Origin of the sequence: Pseudomonas sp. I3-I5, from assembly GCF_022699445.1 — a bacterium.
GTDB lineage: Bacteria > Pseudomonadota > Gammaproteobacteria > Pseudomonadales > Pseudomonadaceae > Aquipseudomonas > Aquipseudomonas fulva.
In genome coordinates this window covers 1,180,593-1,203,692 of the sequence record NZ_CP093940.1, presented here as the reverse complement: position 1 = coordinate 1,203,692, position 23,100 = coordinate 1,180,593, and the positions used below count along the sequence as shown (strand labels likewise).

Genomic DNA, 23,100 nt, shown 5'->3' with positions numbered 1-23,100 from the left:
TGGGGCTGACGTGGTGGGGGTCTTGAGTCTGACAAGCGTGTCGGGGTAGTCGCTTGGGGGTTGGGGTGTGTGATGTGGTGCTGAATGCGGGGGTGCTGGGTGCCCTACGGGGTAAGAGCCGCGGAGATGGTAGGCGCGCTTTAGATCTTGGGGCCGCTTTGCGGCCCATCGCGGCGCGAGGCCGCTCCCACCCCGGGAGGCGTTAGCCTTCAGATGCGGTGCTAGGCAGGCGATGACACGGCGTGAAGCACAGGCCTACCCGGACCTGTGGGAGCAACTGTCTTGCCCGATTTATTTAAAATCTAGCCCGCCCCCCAGGGGGCGCGCTTGTCGCGCGGCCACGGGCGAAGCCCGTGCCATCCAGCGCGGTATTGGATTGATGGGCAAGCCCGCTCCTGTATGAGTTACGTCGGCTTCCTGCTCTAGGTCCGCATAGGCTGTGGCAAGACCAGATCAAGCCAAGGCTTGCCCGTCCTTAGCATGGCATTGAGCCGTACGATCAATACCCGCATACAGGCTACGAGGGCGACCTTGGCAACTTTTCCGCGTCCGCGCAGCGCCTCATAACGAGCCTTGAGTGCTGGGTTGTACTTTATCGCCACAAGGCATGACATATACAACGATCGCCTGGCCTCAAACCGCCCGCCCGAGATAGAGCGTTTGCCCACGGATTTTCCGCTGTCGTGGTTAAAAGGCGCCACCCCGACCAACGAGGCTATTTCTTTGGACTCTACACGCCCCAGTTCTGGCAGAAGTGTTATCAGCTTGCCCGCCGTTACCAGCCCAATGCCTTTGACCTGGACCAGCTGAGTAACCCGTTCATCTTTCAGGGCTTCCGTTTGCTGGCTGATCGCTTGCTCAATCAGCTTGATCTGCGACTTGAAGTGCTGAAGGTTGGCTTTCAGAAAGTCGGACACCGCGCTGAACTGCGCCTGTTTCAGGCGCCTGCGGTCGTCATCACGCTGCTGAACCAGCCGATCACGTTGCTGCAGCAATTCTCGCAACAGCGCACGCTCCGGGCTGATCCGCAGGGTGGGCTGGTCTGGAATGACCTCAGCGTAGTGGGCCAGTACTTCGGCATCGATGGCGTCGGTCTTGGCTTTGACTCCGATGGATTCTGCGAACGCTCGGGCTCGCCTGGGATTGACGCGTATGACCTTGTAGCCCGCGTCCTGCAAGAACCTCAGGATATTACGCTCATAGCCACCTGTGGCCTCCAGCAGAACACGCTTTATGCTGAGACCGCAAAGGCCATCGAGCAACGCTTCGAATCCCGCCGGATCATTGCTTACATGAAGTCTGGTGCCCTGAGGCCGTACCGCAGCATCAAGCGAAAGACTAGAAACATCGATACCCAGGTAGGAAACCATCGCCTAAATCTCCTAAACTCAACACTGTGAGAGGACTTTGGCTTGGCCCACGCTTGTGATTCGAGATCAGAGCCGCGTCCAACTGTTCGGGCTCTCGCCAAAGTGGAACGGTGAATGGCAGCTTGTGCTCCCACTCGTGCTCAAGGCACCTGCGGCCTTCAGCTTGCCATTCACCGCTCTCACTCCAGATTCTAATCTCTAATCAAGACACAAGCGGCCTCGCGCCGCGATGGGCCGCAAAGCGGCCCCGGGGCACCGAGCCCAATCGACGGCTCAAGCACTTACCGCTCCACCGGCCCCTGGCGACGCTGCAAATAAACCCAGTCCACGATATCGCCCTGCGGCGAATACCCGTTCACCATCTCGCGCAGCAACTGCCGCACCCGGGTGAAGTCGTCCTCGGCCACCGCCGCCAGCAACATCGTCAGCCCTTCGCGCAACCGTTCCCAGGCCAGGTAGTCTTCGTTGGCCGCCATGATCATCGGGTGCGCGGTGGGGGATACGTCGTCGCCGATCAGCAGCTCCTCGTACAACTTCTCACCCGGCCGCAAACCCGTGAACTCGATGGCGATGTCGCCCTGAGGATTGGACGAGCTGCGCACGCTCAAGCCCGACAGGTGAATCATCTTCTCCGCCAGCTCGACGATGCGCACCGGCTCGCCCATGTCCAGTACGAACACATCCCCGCCCTGCCCCATGGCCCCGGCCTGCACCACCAGTTGCGCCGCCTCCGGGATGGTCATGAAGTAACGGGTGATCTTGGGGTGGGTAACCGTCAGCGGGCCACCTGTCTTGATCTGCTGGTGGAACAGCGGAATCACCGAACCGGACGAACCCAGCACGTTGCCGAAACGCACCATGGTGAAGCGGGTCTTGTTCACCCGCGCGATCTTGTTGCAATCGCCATACAGCACCGGCGCCGCTTCCCGGCTGAGCGCCTGCAGAATCAACTCGGACAGTCGCTTGGTGCTGCCCATCACATTGGTCGGGCGCACGGCCTTGTCGGTGGAGATCAGCACGAAATTGGCCACCCCGGTCTGCAATGCCGCCTGGGCCGTGCACAAGGTGCCGTAGACGTTGTTGAGAATGCCTTCGGCGATGTTGTGCTCGACCATCGGCACATGCTTGTAGGCAGCTGCATGGTAGACGGTGTCCACGCGCCAGGTGCTCATCACATCGACCAGGTGTTGCTGGTTGCGCACCGAGCCCAGGATCGGCAGCAACTGCACCGACAGCGATTCGCGGGCCACGCGCTGCTCCAGCTCGCTGAGGATGCTGTACAGGTTGAATTCGGCATGGTCCAGCAGCAGCAAGGTCTTGGGCCCAAGGCCGATGATCTGCCGGCACAGCTCGGCGCCAATGGAGCCGCCGGCACCGGTCACCAGCACCACCTGCTTGTGAATGCAGCGCTCCAGCAAGCCTTCCTGCGCGGGCACCGGGTCGCGCCCGAGCAGGTCGGCAATGTCCACGTCCTGAATATCGTCCACCTTTACCCGGCCAGTGGCCAGGTCGGCAAAGGCCGGCACGCTTCGCACGTGCAGGGGGTACGGTTCGAGCAGGGCGAGAATCTCCCGGCGCCGCGCGCGGGTGGCCGACGGCAGTGCCAGCAACACCTCCTGGGCGCCGGTTTCCTTGAGCATCTGTTGCAGGTGCTTGGGCTTGTAGACCTGCAGCCCGGAGATGACCCGGTTGGCCAGGTCGCCGTCATCGTCGAGGAAGGCCACCGGGCGCATCACCCGGCCCATGCGCAACGCCGCCAGCAGCTGGTTGCCGGCGGTACCTGCACCATAGATGGCTACCTTGATCTGCCCGTCGTCGCGGTTGGCGAAAGGGATCTGATGGGCGCCAGTGAACCAGTCGCCCAGAAAATACTGGCGCATGATCAGGCGCAAGCCGCCGATGATCACCATGCTCAACCACCAGTAGTTGAAGATGATCGAGCGCGGTACCACCACCTCGTGGTTGCTGTACCAGTACACCACCACCGCCAGGATCAGCGAAGACAGGGTCACCGCCTTGATGATCGCCACCAGCGCATCGTTGCCGAAGTAGCGCATCACCGCCCGGTACATGCCGAAGCGGATGAACAAGGGGATGGCCACGCACGGCGCGGCCATGAACAGCCAGGTGTGCTCGACGATGGGGTTGTACATCTCCTCCACGCCCAGCCGCACGATGAACGACAGCCACAGCGCGAACCAGATGAGGGCAATGTCGGCACACACCTGGATCAGGCGTTTCTGCCGGCGTGACAGGGTGACCAGAAACTGCCGCAGCCTGTCGTTCTTCGCATTGCTCATCGGGTTTTCCTCATGGCTACGCCATCTTGTGAAAATGACCAGAGCGACTGCCGAACATACAGCCCTGTACAACCCTGATTGCGCCCGCCTTGCTGGAGCATGCTATTCCTTCTCCCCTGCCCGGTAGGCAACTGCCAACAGTATCAGAGGGGCATAGGCCACCAAGGTTCCGGTTGCCCCATCAAGTTTGAGCACCACGACGACCAACGCGACGGGCAGCAGCCAGCCCAGGTTGATGGCCGCCACCGCCAGGCTCACCGGCCGGTGACGACCGTGGCGCCGCGAGGCGTACTGGTAGGCATGGCTACGATGTGCTTCGTAGACCCTTTCACCGCGTAGCAAACGGCGCGCCAAGGTGAAGGTAGCGTCTACCACGAAGACACCCAAAAGTATTAACCACCCCCAGAAGAGTAGCGGATCTATCCAACCTGCCACGATTGCCAGCAAACCCAGCACGATGCCAAGAAAACCACTGCCCGCATCGCCCATGAAAATGCGGGCAGGCGGGAAGTTCCAGATCAGGAAACCGGTGACGGTGGCGGCCAGCAGCAGCGGCAACCACGCAGCACCCGGCGCACCCGCCAGCCAGAACAGCACGGTGCCGCCCAGGCACACGCAAATGGCTTCGATGCTGGCAATGCCATCGATGCCGTCCATGAAGTTGTACAGGTTCAACAGCCAGACCAGGTACAGCAGCCCCAGCGGCGCGGCTAGCCACAGGGCATGCAACGGCCAGCCGAACACGCTGATCGGCGGCAGACCACCCAGCCAGGCCAGCCCCCAGGCGGCTGCGGCGAAATGGCCCAGCAGGCGCCAGCGCGCGGCAATGTGCCCGTGGTCGTCCATGAACCCGATCACGGCCACCAGGCCCCCTGCCCCGAGGATGCCCACCAGCACCGACGGCGCCACGTACCCGGCCCAGCCCAGCACCAGCACACCGACCATGAAGGCCACGACGAAGGCCACCCCCCCGCCACGGGGCGTGGGCAAGGTGTGCGAACTGCGGGCATTGGGAATGTCCAGCAGGCTGCGCGACAGCGCGTAACGGCGCAGTGCCGCCGTCATCAGCCAGGTGGCGATGCCTGCCACGATGAGGATGGCGGTCATGGGCGGTGGTTCTCCTTGAAGGCGTGCGCGGTGGCGGCCAGGCCTTGCTCCAGCGTGTAGGGCGGTCGCCAGCCCAGCAGCTGGTGGTTCTTGGTGATGTCCACTTGCAGCGAGCCCAGCAGGCGCTGGGCCAGGTCACGGCGCCCCAGCAGCGCGGCGCCCGTTTGCAACAGCGCGGCGGGCACCGGCACCAGGCGGGCTGGACGGCCCAGCGCCCGGCCGAGGGCCCGCAGCAGCTCGCTCAAGGATACAGCCTCGCCATCACTGGCCAGGAACGTCTGGCCCGCTGCCGCTGGGTGATCCACACAGGTGATGACCAGATCGACCAGGTTGCCCAGCGAGACCAGGCTGCGGCGATTGTGTACCGCCCCCAGCGGCAGGGGCACGCCACGCTCCAGCCAGCGCATCATGCTCAGGAAGTTGGCCTTGACGCCTGGGCCGTAGACCAGCACCGGCCGGATCACGACGACCTCCATGCCCGTTTCGGCGGCTACCGCCCGCAGCCCCTGCTCGGCCTCGTGCTTGGAAACGCCATAGGCATCCTGGGGCGCGGGGGCATCATCGGCATGCAGTGGCCGGCCCGGCTGGCTGGTTTCGCCATTGACCTTGATCGAGCTGATGAAAATGAAGCGCCGCACGCCCGCAGCCGCCGCTTGGCGGGCCAGGTTGAGCGTGCCTTGCACGTTCACACGGCGAAACTCGGCCAGGCTGTCGGTGGCGGTTTCCTTCATCACATGCACACGCGCCGCCGCGTGCACCACGACGTCTACATCGATAAGGGCCGCCTGCCAGTCGGTATCGGCGCTCAGGTCCGCAACGGTGACCGCGTCAATGCCTGCCAGGGGCGATTGGCTGCTGGGGCGCAAGGCGGCGCGGGGCGTAAGGCCTTCGACCGTCGCCAGGCGCTGGCACAGGGCGCTGCCGACAAAGCCCGAGGCCCCAGTGATCAATAACGTGCGTCGTTCCATGAAATCCGTTCTCGGTTCACACCGGCAAGGCCGGCATGCGGCGATCTTCGCGCCCGTTGTGCCTGACTGACCGGGCTACAACAGGCTGCGATACAGCTCGGCGTAGGCATTGGCCATGGCCGATGCGGTAAAGACGTTCTCGAAGCGTTGCTGGGCGGCGGCACCCATGGCCTGGGCCTGTGCCGGGTCGTCCCACAGCTGCTGCATGGCCTGGGCCAGCGCCGGTGCATCGCGCGGCGGTACCACCAGCCCGGTCTGGTCGGCCAGGTTGATGAAGGTGGTGCCGGAGCCCATTTCGCAGGAGATCAGCGGCTTGCCGTACATGGCCGCTTCCAGCAGCGAGATGCCAAAGGACTCCGAACGCAGGTGCGACGGGAAGGTAAAGGCATAGCACAGTTCCAGCAGCGCCACCTTGTCTTCGTCCGGCAAGCCACCCAGGAACTGCACCTGGCTCAGGCCCGCGTCGTTGGCTTGCTGGCGCAGCTGCTGCTCCAGGAAACCGCCGCCCATGATGACCACGGGCAAGCCGCTGATACGCGCGGCCTCCAGCAGGTAGTCCAGCCCCTTGTAATAACGCAGCGCCCCGACGAAAAGGAAGAACCGTTCGCCCAACCGTTGCCGCCAGTACGCCAGCTTTTCGGCGCTGGCTTTGGGGTACGTGGACCGGTCCAGACCATACGGGATAATCGACACCTTGTCCTTGAACTGGGTCAATACCGGGCTGTGCGCCGCATAGTTGGGTGAAGACGCCACAATGCGGTCGACGCTGGAAAAAAAGCGGTTCATCAGCGGCTGGTACAGCTTGAGCAGCCACTTCTGCTTGACGATGTCGGAGTGGTAGCTGACCACGGTCGGCTTGTTCAGCCGGGTGGCGAAGTGCACCAGGTCCATGTACGGCCAAGGGAAGTGGAAATGCACGATATCGGCCTTGCGGGCCAGTTCGGCAAAGTCCTTGAAGGCCGACAGCGAAAAGCCGGTGGAGGCGACATGCAGGTCCAGCTTGGCACGGTGCGTGAGGTGGTTGGCCACCGGCTGGTTGCGGGCAGCGCCACGTGAGCTCAGGTACAGCACCTCAGGTTCGATACCGTGAGCCTGGGTGCCCTCGGCGATCTGGAAGATCACCTGCTCGATACCGCCCATGGAATCGGGGTAGTAGGTTTTGAAAAAATGCAGAACCTTGATCATCGTTGCTTGACCGCTTGATACACCTCAAGGGTGCCTTGGGCACACCGTTCCCACGAGAAACCACCGGCATGCTGCAAGCCCTGGGCAATGGCCGTGGCGCGCCAGGCTTCGTCTTCCAGGCCCCGTTGCAGCAGTGCGGTCAAGCCTTCCACGTCATCGGGCGCGCACATGAGCGCTGCATGGCCTGCGACCTCAGGCAGCGAAGAGCTGTTGGAGCACACCACCGGCACGCCGGAGCTCATGGCTTCGAGCACGGGCAGGCCAAAGCCTTCGTAGTGGGACGGGAAGGTGAACAGCCGGGCGCCGGCGAACAGCAACGGCAAGTCTTCGCTGGGGGCGAAGCCCAGGTAGCGGGCCCAGCCCTGCTGCTGCGCCTGGGCGATGCGGGCGTGGATGTCCTCGCTGCGCCAGCCTTGGTAGCCGGTGAGGATCAGCGGCCAGCGTTGGCGCAGGGCAAGCGGTAGGCGGCCATAAGCGTCGAGCAGGTTTTCGATGTTCTTGCGCGGCTCGATGGTGCCCACGAACAGGCTGTAGCCACCAGGTTCGAGACCATGACGCGCCAGCGTTTGTGTGAGCGCCTGCGGGCTACGGGGATGGAACTGCGGCGAGCTGGCCAGGGGAACCGCATGAATGCGCTCAAGCGGCCAGTTGAAGTAATCGGCCAGCTCCTGGCGAATGTAATGGGACACCGTGATCAGCGCATCGGCCCGCTCAAGCGTCAGCAGGAGCTCTTTTTGCAAGTACCGGGCGATCTGCGGGGTATGGCAATGGGCCCAGGTGAAAGGCGACAAGTCGTGGAACGTGGCGACGCTGCGGCCTGCGAAGGGCGGCAGGTAAAAGTTGGTGCTGTGGTAGATGAAGTCATCATGCCCACGCAGTGCGCGCTTACGCAGAAACGGCATCAGCCGCCGGTAGGCTTCGACGGCCAAGGCGTTTTTCTGGACGAAACGCTTGAGCCCATGCACGGCATCGGACTGGTCTGCTGGCTTGAGAAGCGCTGGCACGAAGCTGCGCCCGGCAAACAGCCGCAGGTCGTCGATGTCATCGCACTGCTGCAGCCGCGAGGCCAGCTCGTAGGTGTAACGCCCGATACCGGTCAGCGGGAAGCGAACCGACTCGACGGAAAGAATGACCTTCATTGACCGGCGAGCATCCAACCCAGCGTTTCGTCCAGATCGGGTGTTTCCCAACCCGGCACCAGCGCCCGCAGGCGGGCGTTGTCGCCGCACAAGGTCTTGACCTCGTTGGCGCGCACGAACGCAGGGTTTACCTGCACGTCAAGCGTGTGCCCGGTGATGGCCGAGCACTTGGCGATGACTTCGCGCAGCGAATGGGTGATGCCGGAACTCACGTTCACGGTCTGGCCCACTGCCCGCGCCTCGATCAGGCCACGGTAGGCACGCACCACGGCGCGCACGTCGCTGAAGTCACGCCACACATCCAGGTTGCCCAGTTCGATGGCTGGGGCCTTGCGCTGGAAGTGCGAAACGATCTTGGGCAGCAGGAAGTTCTCGGCCTGCCCAACACCTGTGTAGTTGAACGGACGCGTGATGACGATCGGCAGCCGGTCGCACCACAGCTTTGCCATGTACTCCATCGCCAGCTTGCTGACGGCGTAGTCGTTGGCAGGTGCAGGCGGGGTGTGCTCGTCCAGCATCCCTTCGGAAACATTGCCGTAGACATTGGCACTGCTGGCAATGAGTACGCACTCTGGCGTTTTGCCGCAGGCCGCAATGGCTTCGAGCAGGTTGCGCGTGCCGATCAGGTTGACCTGATAGAAGGCATCGGCAGCGCCGTGCCCGACAAACGCAATGGCAGCCAGATGCACGATCACATCCGGCTGCAGTTCGGCCAGCAACGCACGCAGGCCCGGCCCATCGGCCAGATCGACCTGGTGGTAATCGGGCGCCGTCGAAGGCTGGCTCCCGGTACCGATCACTTCATAACCATTGGCCTGCAATTCGGCCGCCATGTAGCGACCTGTGAAGCCATTGATCCCGGTGACGAGTGCGCGTTTGCTGGCCATTTGCATCAGAACGAGAACCCTTTTTCGTTACGACGCAGGTCGGCTTCGACCATCATGCGGCACAGCTCTTCAAGGCTGGTTTTAGGCTCCCAGCCCAGTACCTGCTTGGCTTTGTCCGGGTTGCCGATGAGCAGCTCGACTTCGGCTGGGCGGTAGAATTTCGGGTTGATGACGACCAGTACCTTGCCGGTTGCAGCGCAGGTGCCTTGCTCGGCTTCGTCCTTGCCGCTCCAGTTGATTTCGATACCAGCGGCCTTGAAGGCCATGGTGACGAAGTCACGCACGGTTTCGGTGCGGTTGGTGGCCAGTACGAAGGTGTCTGGCTCGTCAGCCTGCAGCATGCGCCACATGCCTTCGACGTATTCCTTGGCAAAGCCCCAGTCGCGTTTGGCGTCGAGGTTGCCCAGTTCCAGTTTGTCCAGCAGGCCCAGTTTGATCTTGGCGACCGAGTCGGTGATCTTGCGGGTCACGAACTCACGGCCGCGCAGGGGCGACTCGTGGTTGAACAGGATGCCGCTGGTGGCAAAGAGGTTGTACGACTCGCGGTAGTTGATGGTCATCCAGTGGGCGTACAGCTTGGCCACACCGTAGGGGCTACGCGGGTAGAACGGGGTGGTTTCGACCTGCGGGATTTCCTGCACCTTGCCGAACATTTCGGAGGTGGAGGCCTGGTAGAAGCGTACCTTCGGGTTGACGATACGGATGGCTTCGAGCAGGTTGACAGCGCCCAGGCCGGTGATTTCGGCGGTGGTCAGGGGTTGCTCGAAGGACACACCCACGAAGCTTTGTGCGGCGAGGTTGTACACCTCGGTGGCTTCGGTGGTTTGCAGCAGGCGGATGCTGGCCGACAGGTCGGTGAGGTCGTACTCGACCAGGTGCAGGTTAGGGTTGGTGTGGATGCCCAACTCTTCGATACGCCAGAAGTTAACCGAGCTGGTACGACGGTAGGTGCCGTAGACCGTATAGCCCTTTTCCAGCAGCAGTTCCGCCAGGTAGGCGCCGTCTTGACCAGTGATCCCAGTAACGATTGCTTTCATGCGACTTAACCAACTCCGATAGTGCCGTGCGGGCATGTGTGATTATTGGGGCTTGACGCGGCAGCTCCGAGCCGCGCGTACTCGCTTGCATGCGGCAGTATACATAGGTCGGGGGGAGTACTCGACTCACAAAGTACTGGCGCGGCGCCAGCTGCTGGTCAGGCCTTATTGAAGGGGTTAGGAACCGGCGCGGGAGAATAAGTTCCAGGGGGGAGAATGGCCAGTGCTTGGGGTGTAGGAATGGTCTGAATTTGGGTGGGTTCTAAAGGCTGGTCGTGTAGGAGCGGCCTTGCGCCGCGATGGGCCGCAAAGCGGCCCCAGGATTGCAGCTTCGCAGCGGATATTCCGGGGGCCGTGTGGGAGCGGCCTCGCGCCGCGATGGGCCGCGCAGCGGCCCCAGCACTATCAATTGCGAAGCTGCAATCCTGGGGCCGCTGCGCGGCCATCGCGGCGCGAGGCCGCTCCCACACGGGGGCCGCGTACGGCTCTGAGAAACGTTAACAGGCCCCTGCCGAGCGCCCCCTTTCAACCACCCAAGCTGCCGCCGAAGCCCACCCCACCCGTCCAATCAGCGGCGCGCATCCAGCCGCGCCACGTCACCGCCCGGCAGGGTCGGCTCTGGCACAGGGCTCAACCACACATTGACGTTGTCCACGCTGTCCTGGTTGAGCTGACCCGCCCAACGATTGAGCAGGAACAGATTGGTGATGAAGTCATACTGCGTCTTGAGCAAATCACGACGCGCCTTGAACTCGTTCTGCACGCTGGTCAGCACATCCACCGCGTTGACCACCCCGTAACTGAACGCCTTCTGCGCCGCTACGCTGGACTGCTGGGCCGAGGACAGGGCGTTGCGGTTGGCGCGGATCTTGTCCACCGCCGCCTGGGCCGTGAGGAAGGCCGTGGTGGTTTCCTTCACCACCTGGCGGCGAATGCCTTCGAGCTGTTCTTCGGCCGCCAGCTGCTCGTCATACAACCCACGCACGCGAGCCGAGGTGGAGCCACCGCTGTAGATCGGGATCTTCACCCCAAGGCTTGCCACATAGCTGTCGCTGCGCGGCGCCTGGGTGTTGTCGTAACCCTGGTCACTCTGCTGGGCGCTCAGGCTCAGGGACAGCTGCGGATAGTGCTCGCCCTTGCCTTCGCGCACGGCCGCCATGGCCGCCTCGGCACCGCTGCGCGAGGCCTTGAGCTGCGGGTTGGTTTCCACGGCCTGGGTCAACCACTCCTGCAAAGGGCGGGTGGGCGCCTGCAGCGCCACATCGTTACGCACCCGGCTCAGCGGCTCGGTGATGGGCCGACCGACGATCTCGGCCAGCGCCTCACGGCTGACCTGCACCTGGTTGCGGGCTTCCACCTCCTGGGCGGCCAGGAAGTCGACGCGCGCCTGCATGTCCAGCTTGTCGGTGATCTTGGCCATCTGCCGGTCGAACATGCTGGTGACACGGTCCAGGTTTTTCTGGGTGGCGCGACGCTCGGCCTGCACCAGCGCCAGCTCGTCGTCGGCGGCCAGGGCCACGAAGTAGCGCTTGGCCAGGTCGACCGTGGCTTCGGCCAGGGTATCTTCGGCCTGCTGGCCCTTCTGGTCCTTGACGCTCTTGGACTTCTGGTACCGCTCCCAGGCCGGCTTGTTGTACAGGTACTGGGTCAGGCTCAACGAATAGCTTTCGTTGTTATAGATGTCGCGGTCGATCTCGTTCTTGCGCAGCACGCGGCTGGTGTTGGCGTTGGCCGACACCTGCGGCAGCAGGCCGCCCAAGGCTTCGCGCTGCTGGGCTTCGGCCGAGCGCGCGCGGGCATAGGCGGCCAGCACCCGAGGGTCTTCCAGCCTGGCCTCACGGTACAGGCCGGCCAGGTCCAGCGTGTAGGTTGACGCCGACACCGCCTTGGGCACGTCAGCCGGCGCGCCCTTCCCTTCCACGGCCACCGCCTGGCAGGCGACCATGCACATCAGCATTCCAGGTAGCAAACGCAGCACAATCATTCCTCGATCAGCGATTCGGCGAACATGTTGCGGGCCGGTTTGAGCAGGTACTGCAGCATGGTGCGGTCGCCGGCGTTGATCAGCACGTCAGCAGGCATACCGGGGTGCAGCTTGCGGCTGCCAAGTTTCTTCATGCCATCTTCGGTCACCTGCACACGCACCAGGTAGTAGGTGTCGCCGCTGCGCTCGTCGGTCAGGCTGTCCGCCGAAATGCGCACCAGCTTGCCCTCGATGACCGGCGTGGTAGCCTGGTTGAAGGCGGTAAAGCGAATGTCTGCGGTTTTACCCAACTCCAGACGGTCGATATCACGGGTGGCCACCTTGGCCTCCACCACCAGCTCGGACTGTGCAGGCACAATATCCAGAATCGGCGTAGCCGCGCTGATTACACCGCCGATGGTGTGTACCTTCATGTCCAGCACCATGCCGCTTTCGGGCGCGCGAATCACCACACGCGATAGGCGATCACGCAGGGCTGCTTCCTTTTCCTGAAGGTCGAAGACCTGAGCCTGAACGTCCGAAAGCTCATTTGCCACGTCCGAGTCGAATTTCTTCTTCAACTGCACGATCTGCAATTCGGTCTCACCAATCTGCAGGTTGGTCTTGGTGATGTTGGAGCGGTGGTCCGCCACTTCGGTCTTGAGCATGTCCAGCTTGCGCTCCTGCTCGAGCAGGCGCTGATTGTCCACGAAGCCTTCGGCCAACAGCTCCTTGAGCTGCTTGATTTCACCGGTGTACGACTTCTCAAGCCCGCTCTTGGTCCCGATCATGTCGTTCAAACCAGCGATCTGCTGTTTCATCTGCTGGATGCGCTCGCGGTTGACCGAGATCTCACCCTGCAACGAGTTGCGCCGTGCGTTGAACACCTGCAACTCACCCGCCATGGCCTCTTGAGCACGGACCGAGTCAGTGCCGTCCATTTTGACCGGCGGGATTTCGTTCAGGCCGTCGCGCTCTGCCCGCAGGCGTGCTTCTTTATAGCGCGCCACGATCAGCTGGTTGCGGGTGGACTCGTATTCGGCGCTGAGCTGGGACTCGTCCAGCACGATCAGCGGGTCGCCCTTCTTGACCAGGTCGCCGTCACGGGCCAGCAGTTCCTTGACGATGCCGCCCTCAAGGTGCTGCACGGTCTTGCGGTAGTTCTGCACGGTGACCACACCGGAACCATGCACAGCGTTGCTGAGTGGCGCAAAGGCCGCCCAGCTGCCGAAAATGCCGAATGTAACGAAGACGATGGTCAGGCCGATGCGGCGAATGCCGCGGTCGGACGTGGGCATGTCGTCGAAATTGTGATCGAAGGTAGTGATCGCTTTACTGCTCATCTAGAAATCCTTTCACACGCCGGTGCTGGTGGTGGTGGCAGGCGCGGCAGCGGGGGCTGCGGGCGGCGCGGCATTGGGTGCAGCGGGCGGGGTGGCCGGTGGCGTGGCATTGGGTGCAGCAGGCGGCGCGGCCGGGGGCTGGCCAGGCGCGGGCTGAGCGACCCGCTGCTGGCCTTTAGCCTGTTGCGCTGCCAGCTCGGCGATCACGCGGTCGCGCTCGCCGTACAGCGAAATGGTACCGCCCGACATGACCAGAATACGGTCCAGGCGGGTGAGGATGTTGGGGCGGTGCGAGACGATGAAGACCGTGGCACCGGTTGCCTTGAGCTTTTGCAGGGCCACGCCCAGGGCGCGCTCACCCACATCGTCGAGGTTGGAGTTAGGCTCGTCGAGCACCACCAGACGGGGGTTGCCATAAATGGCACGGGCCAGACCAATGCGCTGCCGCTGACCGCCGGACAGGTTGACGCCGTCGCTGCCGATTACCGTGTCGTAGCCATCGGGCAGCATGAGGATCATCTCGTGCACGCCAGCCATCTGGGCCGCTTCCACTACCTTTTCCGGGTCGATCTTGTCGAAACGGGCGATGTTCTCGCTGATGCTGCCTTCGAACAGCTCGATGTCTTGCGGCAGGTAGCCGACGTATGGACCAAGGGCCTGCTTGTCCCAAGTGGCGATATCGGCGCCGTCGAGGCGGACCACGCCGTGCTGTGGGGGCCAGATGCCCATCAGGGCACGCACCAGCGTGGATTTACCGGCGGCGCTTGGGCCGACGATGCCGACGATGGAACCGGCCGGGGCCACGAAGCTGATGCTGCGGATGACCGGGGCCTTGGCGCCAGGCGGGGCGACGATCAGGTTCTCGACCTGGATGTGGCCTTCCGGCGCTGGAAGCGGCATGCGCTCAGGTTCGTTTTTCAGATCGTCCATGACTTTGCTGAGGCGGTCGTATTGGACTTTCGCGGAGACGAAGCCTTTCCAGCTGCCGATCATCTGGTCGATGGGGGACAGCGCGCGGCCCAACAGCAGTGAACCTGCCATCAGGAGGCCGGGGTTGATTTCGTGCGTCACAACGAGATAAGCACCCAGTGCCAGCATGATGGACTGCGACCAGATGCGGAATGTCTTGGAGGTAGAACTGATCACGCTGCCCTTATCACTGGCATTGGACTGCAACAGCATGATGTTGCGCTGGCGCTTGGCCCACCGGTTCATCAGGGTATCAAGCATACCCATCGACTCGATGACCTCGGCATTACGCAGGGTCCGGTTCGTTACCACGTTGGACGCTACGTTTTCCTTGTTCGCTTCGGCCAACGCACCGCCAGTAGACCGATGGTTTACGAAAGCCAGCACAGTCAACACTGCGCCACAAAACAGGGTCATCCAGCCGAACCATGGGTGGAACAGGAACATCACGATGGTATAAATGGGGAACCATGGGGCATCGAAAAATGCAAAAAGCCCTGGCCCTGTAAAGAACTGACGTAGCGAGGTGAGATCGTTAAGGGACTGCGCCGTTGCGTCAGAGCCGCCGCTATTCAGAGCACGCTTGAAGCTTGCCCTATACACGTCGCGGCTGAGCATCACATCCAGGCGATTACTGATGCGCACCATGATGCGGGAGCGCACCCACTCCAAGGTACCCATTGTCGCGACCAACACGGTCATGATCAGCGTAAGCATGAGCAAGGTGGAGGTGCTGCTAGAGGGCACCACGCGACCCGATACCTGGATCATGAAGAACGTGGGCACCAGCATCAGTGCGTTGACGAAGAAACTGAAGAAGCCTACCGAAAGGAAGCTGCTTTTGCAGGCTCTAAGGGCGGCTTGCAGAGTGTTTTCGGATTGATAACTCATGGTGTCCGTACTGAGGAGTGGCGAAAGCGGCGGGCAGTGTAACACCCACCAAAGAAGGCAGCGTGTCAGATTGCTCCTTGAGCCGCTTTGTTCAGCGACGAACAGTAGAATTTCATGAAATGTTTGAGCAGAACGGAAACAGGCAGTTGCTCAAGCGGTCAGAGTGACCAACGGCTAGAGACCTTAAAATCGACGAAAACTACACGCCAGAAAACCATCAAAAGTAATCATGTGCGCACGTCAATATCGTAATTCTTTGATTTCAGGCGAATTTTTCGAATGCTGGAACGTCCTACCCTGCTACTCAGTTATGAACAAAAAGCGGCGAAAGATCATCCCTCTTATAGCTAAGTTCCCCACAGATATGAATTTTTTTTTAGATTTCTTGGTTGACATCTTCCCCCTCCGGCGGCATCTTCGCCACTCGCAAGGAGCCTTCAATGGCAGTTCAGTGTATGCACGGGTTTGAGCACGTTAGCTACCAGTGTTATTGCTTAAAAGGAGCTTAACAACGCCATGTCTATGCCTTCGCAAACCCTGGACGGCCTGAAAATCAGCTCCCGGGTCACCCTGCTCGAACCGGGCATGTATATCTTCAGGTACGCCTCCCAGCCTCCGGCAGACAAACCTGTCTGCATCGCGCTACAACAAGCGCCGCTAGGTAAAGGCTCCATCGACTTCTTCCCCGCCGAGGGCGTCAGCAAAAACATGCTGACCAAGCTTGGCGACACCATCGTCGCCCGGGTTAAAGGCGGTGTCACCACCGTGCTGATCACCGAGTACCACATGTTCGACGAAGTGATCGAGCCTGTGGACCTGCGCATTGATCGCATCGACACCTCCCCCGCCATCATGCGTACCTTCGCAGTAGTGGCAAGCACCGATCCTTCGCAAGCCATCGCCGCCAGCACCAAGCCGCTGCCGATTACCTTAACCGCCCACCTGAGCCAAAGCGGCGAAGTCGTGTCCGGTGAAGGCTGGGTTGGCGAGCCGGGCGCCGATGAATTTATCGATTCTTTCGCCATCGACTGGGCCGAAAAGCCTGTCGGTGTCGACCTTCTTTATACCTGCATGGTGGCCGGCTCTGGCCCATGCCGCAATGTCTCGACAGGCACCACAGTCGGTGCCCGTGGCCAGGGGCTACCGCTGATCTGTGTTGGTTTCAGCCTGGTAGGCCCACTGCGCAAGCATTACGAATTAACCGGCCTTGTTGTTTTCAAAAATACGGAACCACAACGCCTGGTCGCGAATCAGATGATGCACGGCCCCACCGGCAACGAGCCGCTGGTGGCCTTGCACCTCGCCCTAACACCCGTAACGAAGATGAACGCTGCCCGCCTTAAGTCTCCGTGGGAAAACTCTGCGTCCGAGCAGAATACTATTGCAGCGGGCCACATGGCCTGAAGTAACAGGAATACATCATGCAATACGATAGCCCTCAGTCGAGCAGCGCTCTGCAAGACACCCTGAACGCCGATAGCGCCAACCTGTCCGAAAACACCATCGCTGCCATCAGCAGCCTGCTGAACCTGGACACCGTTGAAAACGTCAACATCGCCGGCATCGAAGGCAACGTTGTTCAGCTGCCAACTTCCGGCCAAGCTGACGTCGTTATCGGCGAAGTCGAAGGCGAGCAAGGCGACCAAGTTGTCGTCGACCTGGCTGCTGCCGAAGCCGCTGGCGTTAGCGCCTACGTGCTGCAGAGCGACGCCAACCTGGTTGTTGACCTGCAAGGTCAAGCAGCTGCTGGCGACGTTCAAACCTTCGCTGCTGCTCTGGCTCCAGCCGTTGATACTTCGGCCATCGAGCTGGTAGTTGCAACTGGCAACGGTGACGACGTCATCACTGTCAAAGGCGACCAGAACACCCTGATCGACGCTGGCGACGGCAACGACACCATCGTGACCGGCAACGGCAACAACACCGTTATCGCTGGCCTGGGCAACAACAACGTGACCACCGGTTCGGGCGATGACACCATCATCCTGAGCGGCAGCGACCACGCTGACATCGTCAACGCTGGCGCTGGCTTCGACATCGTTCAGCTGGACGGTTCGCGCGACGACTACACCTTCACCGTCGGCAACAACTTCAACGTCAACCTGACCGGCAACCAAACTGCCGCCATCACTGACGCTGAGTTCCTGACCTTCGTTAACGGTGACACCACCGAAACTGTAGCCCTGGCTCACAGCGACGAAGAAGCAGCTGCCCTGCGCCTGTACCAAGGCATCCTGGGTCGTGACGCTGATGCATCCGGCGCCAAAGACTTCACCGCCCTGGTAAGCGAAGGCACTTCGCTGACCGACATCGCCAACCAGTTCCTGAACTCGGCTGAGTTCGCTGGCGCTGCTTCGGCCCAAGACATCAACGAGCTGTACCAGGCTATCCTGGGCCGCGCCGCTGATGAAGAAGGCTCGACTGCATGGCAAGCCGTGCTGGCCAACGGTGGCAACCTGAACGACGTAGCTGCTGGTATCGCTCTGTCGAACGAAGCCATCCAGCTGGATCAGTCGAACGGTGACTTCGTCCGCGAACTGTACGAAAACGTACTGGGCCGCGAAGTTGAGCAAGAAGGCCTGGACGCTTGGGTATCCCAGCTGTTCAACGGCACCAGCCGCGCCGAAGTGGCCGCTGGCATCGTTGGCTCGGCTGAAGCTGCTCAGAAGTCCAACAGCGACTTCATCGACTCCCTGTACCAGTCCGCACTGGGCCGCGAAGCCGATGCAACTGGCAAAGCTGCTTGGGAAGCTGTCCTGGACAACGGCGGCACTCACGCCGACGTGGCCCTGGGCATCGTTGGTTCCAACGAAGCCATCGCAAACATCGACAACGTCGTTGTACTGCACGGCCAAGTGTAACTAGCCCTGTCGTAGCGAAACGTACACCCGGCCGCAAGGCCGGGCGTATGCCAAAGGGGGCGGCTTTCGAGTCGCCCTTCTTTTTATTTTTTGTAGCCAAGCCAAGCTTATGTCCAGACAACTCGACCATGGGCGAGAAACGCTCATGGACATCTTCCACCGCCACCGTCAGGCCAACGAGCACGACGCGGCGGCAACTGCACTCGAACGTGCGTTGCAGATCCCCGAGTACCGGGCCGAAGCACTCGTATGGAAAGGCATCGCGGCTTTGCCGCAGACGCCCAAGCTGGCTTTTTTATTTTTTGCCGAGGCCGCCAAGGCCCTGCCCGACCGGGCAGATATCCACGCACTGGTGGGGCGTAGCCTGCTGGCGCAAGACCAGCCCTCATTGGCCACGCGCTACCTGACCAACGCCTGGAAACTTCAGCCCAATGACCTTGGCCTGCGCCTGACCCTCTGGGAGGCGCGCAGCCTTTCGGAAACACCTGCGGACGTGCGCCGGATGATTCTGGCCCGCCTGCCCGATATCCATACAGGCAAAGAGCTGGCGGTTGTGCTGAAGCTGCTTGCCGCACAAAGCGATGCTCCCAGTACCGTCGGGGTTGTGCGTTATCTGCCTGATCAGAAGGAAATCCAAGGCTGGGCAGTCGATTTGCAGAACCTGCAAGTACCCGCCTCTATTCAAATCGAAGCCAACGGCGGGCGCATCAGCGCGACCGCAACTGCCAGCCATCCGCTGCTCAGCGCAGCAGGCCTGCCGGCAAGCCATGGCGGGTTACGGGTGAGCGTGCCTAACCCAACGCCTGCGGTTACGCTGCAATTCGCCAATGGCACGCCCCTGCTCGGCAGCCCGGTTTACGCCATGCCAGTCTTCGTCCCCCCCGCCAGTGCGGGTGCTGGCAAAAACAACCCGGTGGATGTGCTGATCCCGGTCTATAACGGCCTCGAAGAAACACTGGAGTGCATCAACAGCGCGCTGGACGCCCGCAAATTGAACCGCACTGCGCATCGCCTGGTGGTCATCGAAGACAAGACGCCCGTCCCGGCGCTGGCCAAGGCGCTTAAAGTGCTAGCTGCCAAAGGCAAGATCACGCTGATACAAAACGCAGTAAACCTTGGGTTCATCCGCACGATGAACCGCGCCATGGCCCTGAGCCCGAACAAGGACGTGGTGTGGCTTAACGCCGATACCCGCGTGCACGGTGCCTGGCTGGATCGCTTGCGTGAAGTGGCCTATAGCGACGAACGCATTGCATCGGTGACGCCGTTCACCAACAACGGCGAGTTGATGAGCTTCCCACGCAGCCAGATTTGCCACGACATGCCCAGCGCCAAGGCGCAGGCCGAACTGGATGAGCTGGCTCGCCAAGTCGCCAGCCCGCCGGTGGAAATCGAGACGGGCTGCGGCTTTTGCCTCTACATCAAGCGGGCGGCACTCGACGAGGTGGGCTACCTCGATGAGGTGCACTTGGCCCGCGGTTATGGTGAAGAAACCGACTGGTGTCTGCGCGCCCGCAGTCACGGTTGGCGCCATATGGGTGCGCCCAATGTGTTTGTGGCGCACCAGGGCGGTATTTCGTTCGGGGCGGAGAAGGTACTGCGTGTGGCGATGAACAACGCCACATTGCGCAAACGCTACCCCGACGCATCGGCGCGCTATAAAGCATTTTGCCTGCGCGACCCCATCAAACCTGCACGCCAGGCCCTGCAGCAAGCTCGCCTTGAGCACTTTGCGCGTAAGCCGGCGAGTCAGCGGAATGCATGCTGGCAAGCGGGGACTGACCATACACTCCGCATTCACGATGGCTCCATGACAGAAGCGGACTTCAGTTTGAGTTATCACCAGAGCAGCCACAGCACCTGGGTGCTGTTGACCGCTCCATTGAGCCCTCTACCGCTGAATCTTGAATTCGAGCTGCCGAACGATTTCACCCGATTGGTTGAGTGCCTGCGCAATCTACCGTTGCAGGCAATCGTGTATGAGCACTTGGCACAGTGCCCGGTGGGCTTATGTGACCTGCCGGCAATGCTGGACATTCCGTATAGCATCCAGTGCCGTGATGACCGCTTGCTCGATCAACAGGGTGATTACGACTGGCAAGAGTTTGCCCGTGAGGCTGCAAACGTCGTGGTGCCATGGCCGGCTTTGAAGCCCATCTATAGCGATGCGTTACCGGACACCAAGGTAATGGTGGAGGCAACCCCGGTTGAAAACGAGGCCCCCACGCATGCGCTGCAGTCGCTGATGATCGGTGACAGCCTGAGCGACTCGCGAACTGCTATTGCCTGGCTGGATGCCGCTCGCCACATCAGCCAGGCCGGGCTACCCATCCGTTTGCTAGCGCACACCGATAGCCCTTGGCTGAATCAGTTGCAGGCCACCGGGAGTGTCCAGCTTTTACCAGAAGTGGAAGGGTTCAGTCTGGCGGAGCGTGCCCAAGCCGCTGGCTGTGATGGCGTACTGAGCTTAACCAAGGATTCTGGCCGTGCCTGGATGGCGCATGGCTTGGCGACCCAACTGGGCGTACCACTGTTTGCCGGCCCTACCCCGCTGAGAAGCGACAGAGGGACAATCGACCTTATCAATTTGCCTTTGACCTTGAGCCTGGCCCAATGACCGAACATGTTATGGAACAACCGCAGACGGAAGTGTCCGCCATTCAACCTCACTTCAGCGGGGCCATACTCGGTCTTCAAGGCGATGTACTGCATGGTTGGGCGATGGACAATACGCAGCAAGAACAGCGTCCGATCGTCGAGATATTCATTGACGGCGCAAGCGTGGCACTGGTGCGGGCTGACCAGTATGAGCCGAGTGCGCCGGCAGGCGACCAGTACCACGGTTTTGCAGTGCAGCTACGCCAACGCTGGCTTGATGAGGCACGGTTGATTACCGCTCAAATTGCTAACCAAACTTTCGTGTTGGAAGGACAACTCTCGCTGCCGGTCCCGCCTAGTGAGGACAGCGCAGGTATCGCGTCCCAGGTTTGGCACACGGGCGGTCTGCGTGTGGCTGGCTGGTGCTGGGATCCGAAATCTCCCAATAGATATGTTGAAGTGACGGTGCGAGAAGGGGATCAAGTGGTTAGTAAGGCCGCTTGTAATGAGCACAATCAAGCCTTGGCCTATCGGATGTCCAGCAAACACGGCTTCTCAATTGATCTGCCCTGGGAATTGGCCGATGGAAGGCTGCACGTACTAGAAATCGTAAATGATCTTGGCCAAGTGCTTGTAGGTAGCCCCATTCGCCTATGCTGTCGCCCAGAGGGTTTAGAAGGACTGCTCCGGCAACTGGATACGGCACATGATAATGCAACCCTGACTCTGCTTACTCAAGTTGCAAAGGAACAAACGTTGCGCCTTCCCAAAAGCGCTGGGTGGCAGCACTATCCGCAGTGGTTTGAGGCGTTTCAGCGCTTGGATAGCGAAACGACGCCGGAGCTTCGAGGCACGCTAGGGCTATTGGTGTTAACTGATGGCAATAATACACTCGAGCAAATAAGCGTTGATAGCCTTGGGCACTACCGCTCCGACGTTCACAAAGTGGCCACTAGTGCGCCTGACGATCTTTTGCCAGCCTTAGTGCAGTTGCTTGAAGACGGGTGTGATCGCATCTTGCCGATAATGGCAGGTGATCGTCTGGCGCCGTTTGCGTTGGCGCAGTTGAGCGCTTTGCTGGACGATGGCAGCGCATGGGCGTATTCGGATTGCGATCGTGATGGCCCTCAAGGTGAACGCAGCCTGCCGTGGCTGAAACCGGTGTGGGACATGGACCTGTTCATCGGCGCTGACATATTTTCTCCCGGAGCAATATACAGTGCCCGCATCATCAGACAAGCAATGATATTGCTCAAGGCCGACGGAGAGCGGAGCATAGTAAACTGGCACGATCTCACGGCCGGAGTTGCTTTAGCCACAGAAAACTCTAATGCGCAGGTCACACATCTGCCTCGAGTGCTTTACCACCGTGCTTTCCATGCAACGGCAAGCCCCGAACAGCCTGAGCCGTGCCCTAAACGGGCAAAAGCTATTGGATGGCTGTGTCAACAGATTGCGCCTGGCGCCACGATCAGCCAAGTGGCAGGCTACCCAGCGCTTTGCAGGGCGCACTGGCCGTTGCCAACGAAACTGCCACGCGTGAGTCTTATCGTGCCAACTAGGGATCAGTACAAGCTACTGCACGCCTGTATTGAGGGATTGTTGAAAGGCACTGACTACCCCAATCTTGAAATCATCGTGGTCGATAACCAGTCAAGTGATCCGCTTACTCTGGCCTATCTCGCTGAACTAAGCACCCGCGGTGTCAAGGTGCTACCTCATCCTTACCCTTTCAATTATTCGACTATCAATAACCGCGCAGCGGGTATTGCCACCGGCGAACTGATTGGCTTGGTGAACAATGATATTGAAGTGATCGAGCGCGACTGGTTGAAAGAACTGGTCGCGCAGGTGATGAGGCCCGGAGTAGGAGCAGCGGGTGCAAAACTTTTGTGGCCGAATAGCATGGTTCAGCACGGAGGCGTCATTGTTGGAGTCAACGGCCTCGCTGCTCACTGCGGTAATACATATGAAGATCGAGACCCTGGCTACTTGGGCAGGAACCAATTAGCCCTACAACAAAGTGCGGTAACTGCAGCTTGCTTGGTAGTCCACAAGCACATTTTCGAACAAATCAATGGTTTGGACGAAATAGCTTTCCCTGTGGCATTTAACGATGTTGACATGTGCCTGAAAGTAAGGGCCTTAGGATATCGAATATTGTGGACCCCCTTTGCCAAACTTATCCATGCTGAGTCAGCCAGCAGAGGCAAAGATTCGAATAACGAAAAGCAGTCGAGAGCCAAGCGCGAGCAGATTGGTTTTATGAACAAATGGTCCTTGACTGGCGAAGTAGATGATTGTTACCACCCTGGATTAAGCCATGACTACCTGAGCGGTCCTTATGGCGGCCTTGCTATCCCCCCCCAACCCATGCACTCAAGGTTCCACAGAGGGATAGAAAAGAAGGACCAAATAGTATCGTAACTTTCACGCGCGCTGAAACACTTAATTCTCAGCACGTCCACCTTTAATGCTCGGA

At 60.7% G+C, this 23,100-nt stretch carries 15 protein-coding genes; 4 read left to right on the top strand and 11 right to left on the bottom strand.

Features of this window, described 5'->3' with window-relative positions:
* Nucleotides 1–422 precede the first annotated feature (422 nt).
* The 11 genes from MOP87_RS05380 to MOP87_RS05330 all read right to left on the bottom strand — a co-directional run bounded on the left by MOP87_RS05380 (nucleotide 423) and on the right by MOP87_RS05330 (nucleotide 15,159).
* Nucleotides 423–1,370, bottom strand: coding sequence for an IS110 family transposase (locus tag MOP87_RS05380; protein ID WP_059183221.1), 948 nt, complete (start codon nucleotides 1,368–1,370; stop codon nucleotides 423–425).
* A gap of 281 nt (nucleotides 1,371–1,651) precedes the next feature.
* Nucleotides 1,652–3,670 (bottom strand): nucleoside-diphosphate sugar epimerase/dehydratase, encoded by a 2,019-nt coding sequence (locus tag MOP87_RS05375; protein ID WP_049696397.1) that lies wholly within the window; start codon nucleotides 3,668–3,670, stop codon nucleotides 1,652–1,654.
* A gap of 102 nt (nucleotides 3,671–3,772) precedes the next feature.
* Nucleotides 3,773–4,777 (bottom strand): glycosyltransferase family 4 protein, encoded by a 1,005-nt coding sequence (locus MOP87_RS05370; protein ID WP_049696398.1) that lies wholly within the window; start codon nucleotides 4,775–4,777, stop codon nucleotides 3,773–3,775.
* Complete coding sequence (locus MOP87_RS05365; protein WP_242810209.1) at nucleotides 4,774–5,745, bottom strand: SDR family oxidoreductase; 972 nt, start codon at nucleotides 5,743–5,745, stop codon at nucleotides 4,774–4,776. Before MOP87_RS05365 ends, MOP87_RS05370 begins: the two co-directional genes overlap by 4 nt.
* Nucleotides 5,746–5,820: 75 nt before the next feature.
* A complete protein-coding gene (locus MOP87_RS05360) occupies nucleotides 5,821–6,930 on the bottom strand; it encodes a glycosyltransferase family 4 protein (RefSeq protein ID WP_278187536.1) in 1,110 nt (369 codons plus the stop codon).
* Nucleotides 6,927–8,069 carry a glycosyltransferase family 1 protein gene (locus MOP87_RS05355; protein ID WP_242810208.1) on the bottom strand — a complete coding sequence of 381 codons (1,143 nt, stop codon included), beginning with the start codon at nucleotides 8,067–8,069 and terminating at the stop codon, nucleotides 6,927–6,929. The genes MOP87_RS05360 and MOP87_RS05355 overlap by 4 nt, the downstream gene beginning before the upstream one ends.
* Nucleotides 8,066–8,962 carry a GDP-mannose 4,6-dehydratase gene (locus MOP87_RS05350; RefSeq protein ID WP_242810207.1) on the bottom strand — a complete coding sequence of 299 codons (897 nt, stop codon included), beginning with the start codon at nucleotides 8,960–8,962 and terminating at the stop codon, nucleotides 8,066–8,068. The genes MOP87_RS05355 and MOP87_RS05350 overlap by 4 nt, the downstream gene beginning before the upstream one ends.
* On the bottom strand, nucleotides 8,962–9,993 hold the full coding sequence (gene gmd / locus MOP87_RS05345) for a GDP-mannose 4,6-dehydratase (protein ID WP_242810206.1): 1,032 nt from the start codon (nucleotides 9,991–9,993) through the stop codon (nucleotides 8,962–8,964). The genes MOP87_RS05350 and gmd overlap by 1 nt, the downstream gene beginning before the upstream one ends.
* 568 nt (nucleotides 9,994–10,561) lie before the next feature.
* Complete coding sequence (locus MOP87_RS05340) at nucleotides 10,562–11,977, bottom strand: TolC family outer membrane protein (protein WP_027914282.1); 1,416 nt, start codon at nucleotides 11,975–11,977, stop codon at nucleotides 10,562–10,564.
* Nucleotides 11,974–13,299 (bottom strand): HlyD family type I secretion periplasmic adaptor subunit, encoded by a 1,326-nt coding sequence (locus MOP87_RS05335; protein WP_027914281.1) that lies wholly within the window; start codon nucleotides 13,297–13,299, stop codon nucleotides 11,974–11,976. The genes MOP87_RS05340 and MOP87_RS05335 overlap by 4 nt, the downstream gene beginning before the upstream one ends.
* Before the next feature lie 12 nt (nucleotides 13,300–13,311).
* A complete protein-coding gene (locus tag MOP87_RS05330) occupies nucleotides 13,312–15,159 on the bottom strand; it encodes a type I secretion system permease/ATPase (RefSeq protein WP_027914280.1) in 1,848 nt (615 codons plus the stop codon).
* A 522-nt stretch (nucleotides 15,160–15,681) separates the two neighbouring features.
* Between MOP87_RS05330 and MOP87_RS05325 the strand changes: the two genes are divergently transcribed.
* The 4 genes from MOP87_RS05325 (at nucleotide 15,682) to MOP87_RS05310 (ending at nucleotide 23,045) form a co-directional block, all read left to right on the top strand.
* The gene (locus MOP87_RS05325; protein ID WP_033695001.1) at nucleotides 15,682–16,563 is read left to right on the top strand and encodes a hypothetical protein; all 882 of its coding nucleotides are present in this window, start codon (nucleotides 15,682–15,684) and stop codon (nucleotides 16,561–16,563) included.
* A 17-nt stretch (nucleotides 16,564–16,580) separates the two neighbouring features.
* The gene (locus MOP87_RS05320; protein ID WP_145280471.1) at nucleotides 16,581–18,020 is read left to right on the top strand and encodes a DUF4214 domain-containing protein; all 1,440 of its coding nucleotides are present in this window, start codon (nucleotides 16,581–16,583) and stop codon (nucleotides 18,018–18,020) included.
* Between the two features lie 145 nt (nucleotides 18,021–18,165).
* Entirely contained in the window at nucleotides 18,166–20,637 is a 2,472-nt protein-coding gene (locus MOP87_RS05315) for a glycosyltransferase family 2 protein (protein WP_242810530.1), read from the top strand.
* Nucleotides 20,634–23,045 carry a glycosyltransferase family 2 protein gene (locus tag MOP87_RS05310; protein ID WP_242810205.1) on the top strand — a complete coding sequence of 804 codons (2,412 nt, stop codon included), beginning with the start codon at nucleotides 20,634–20,636 and terminating at the stop codon, nucleotides 23,043–23,045. Before MOP87_RS05315 ends, MOP87_RS05310 begins: the two co-directional genes overlap by 4 nt.
* Nucleotides 23,046–23,100 lie beyond the last annotated feature (55 nt).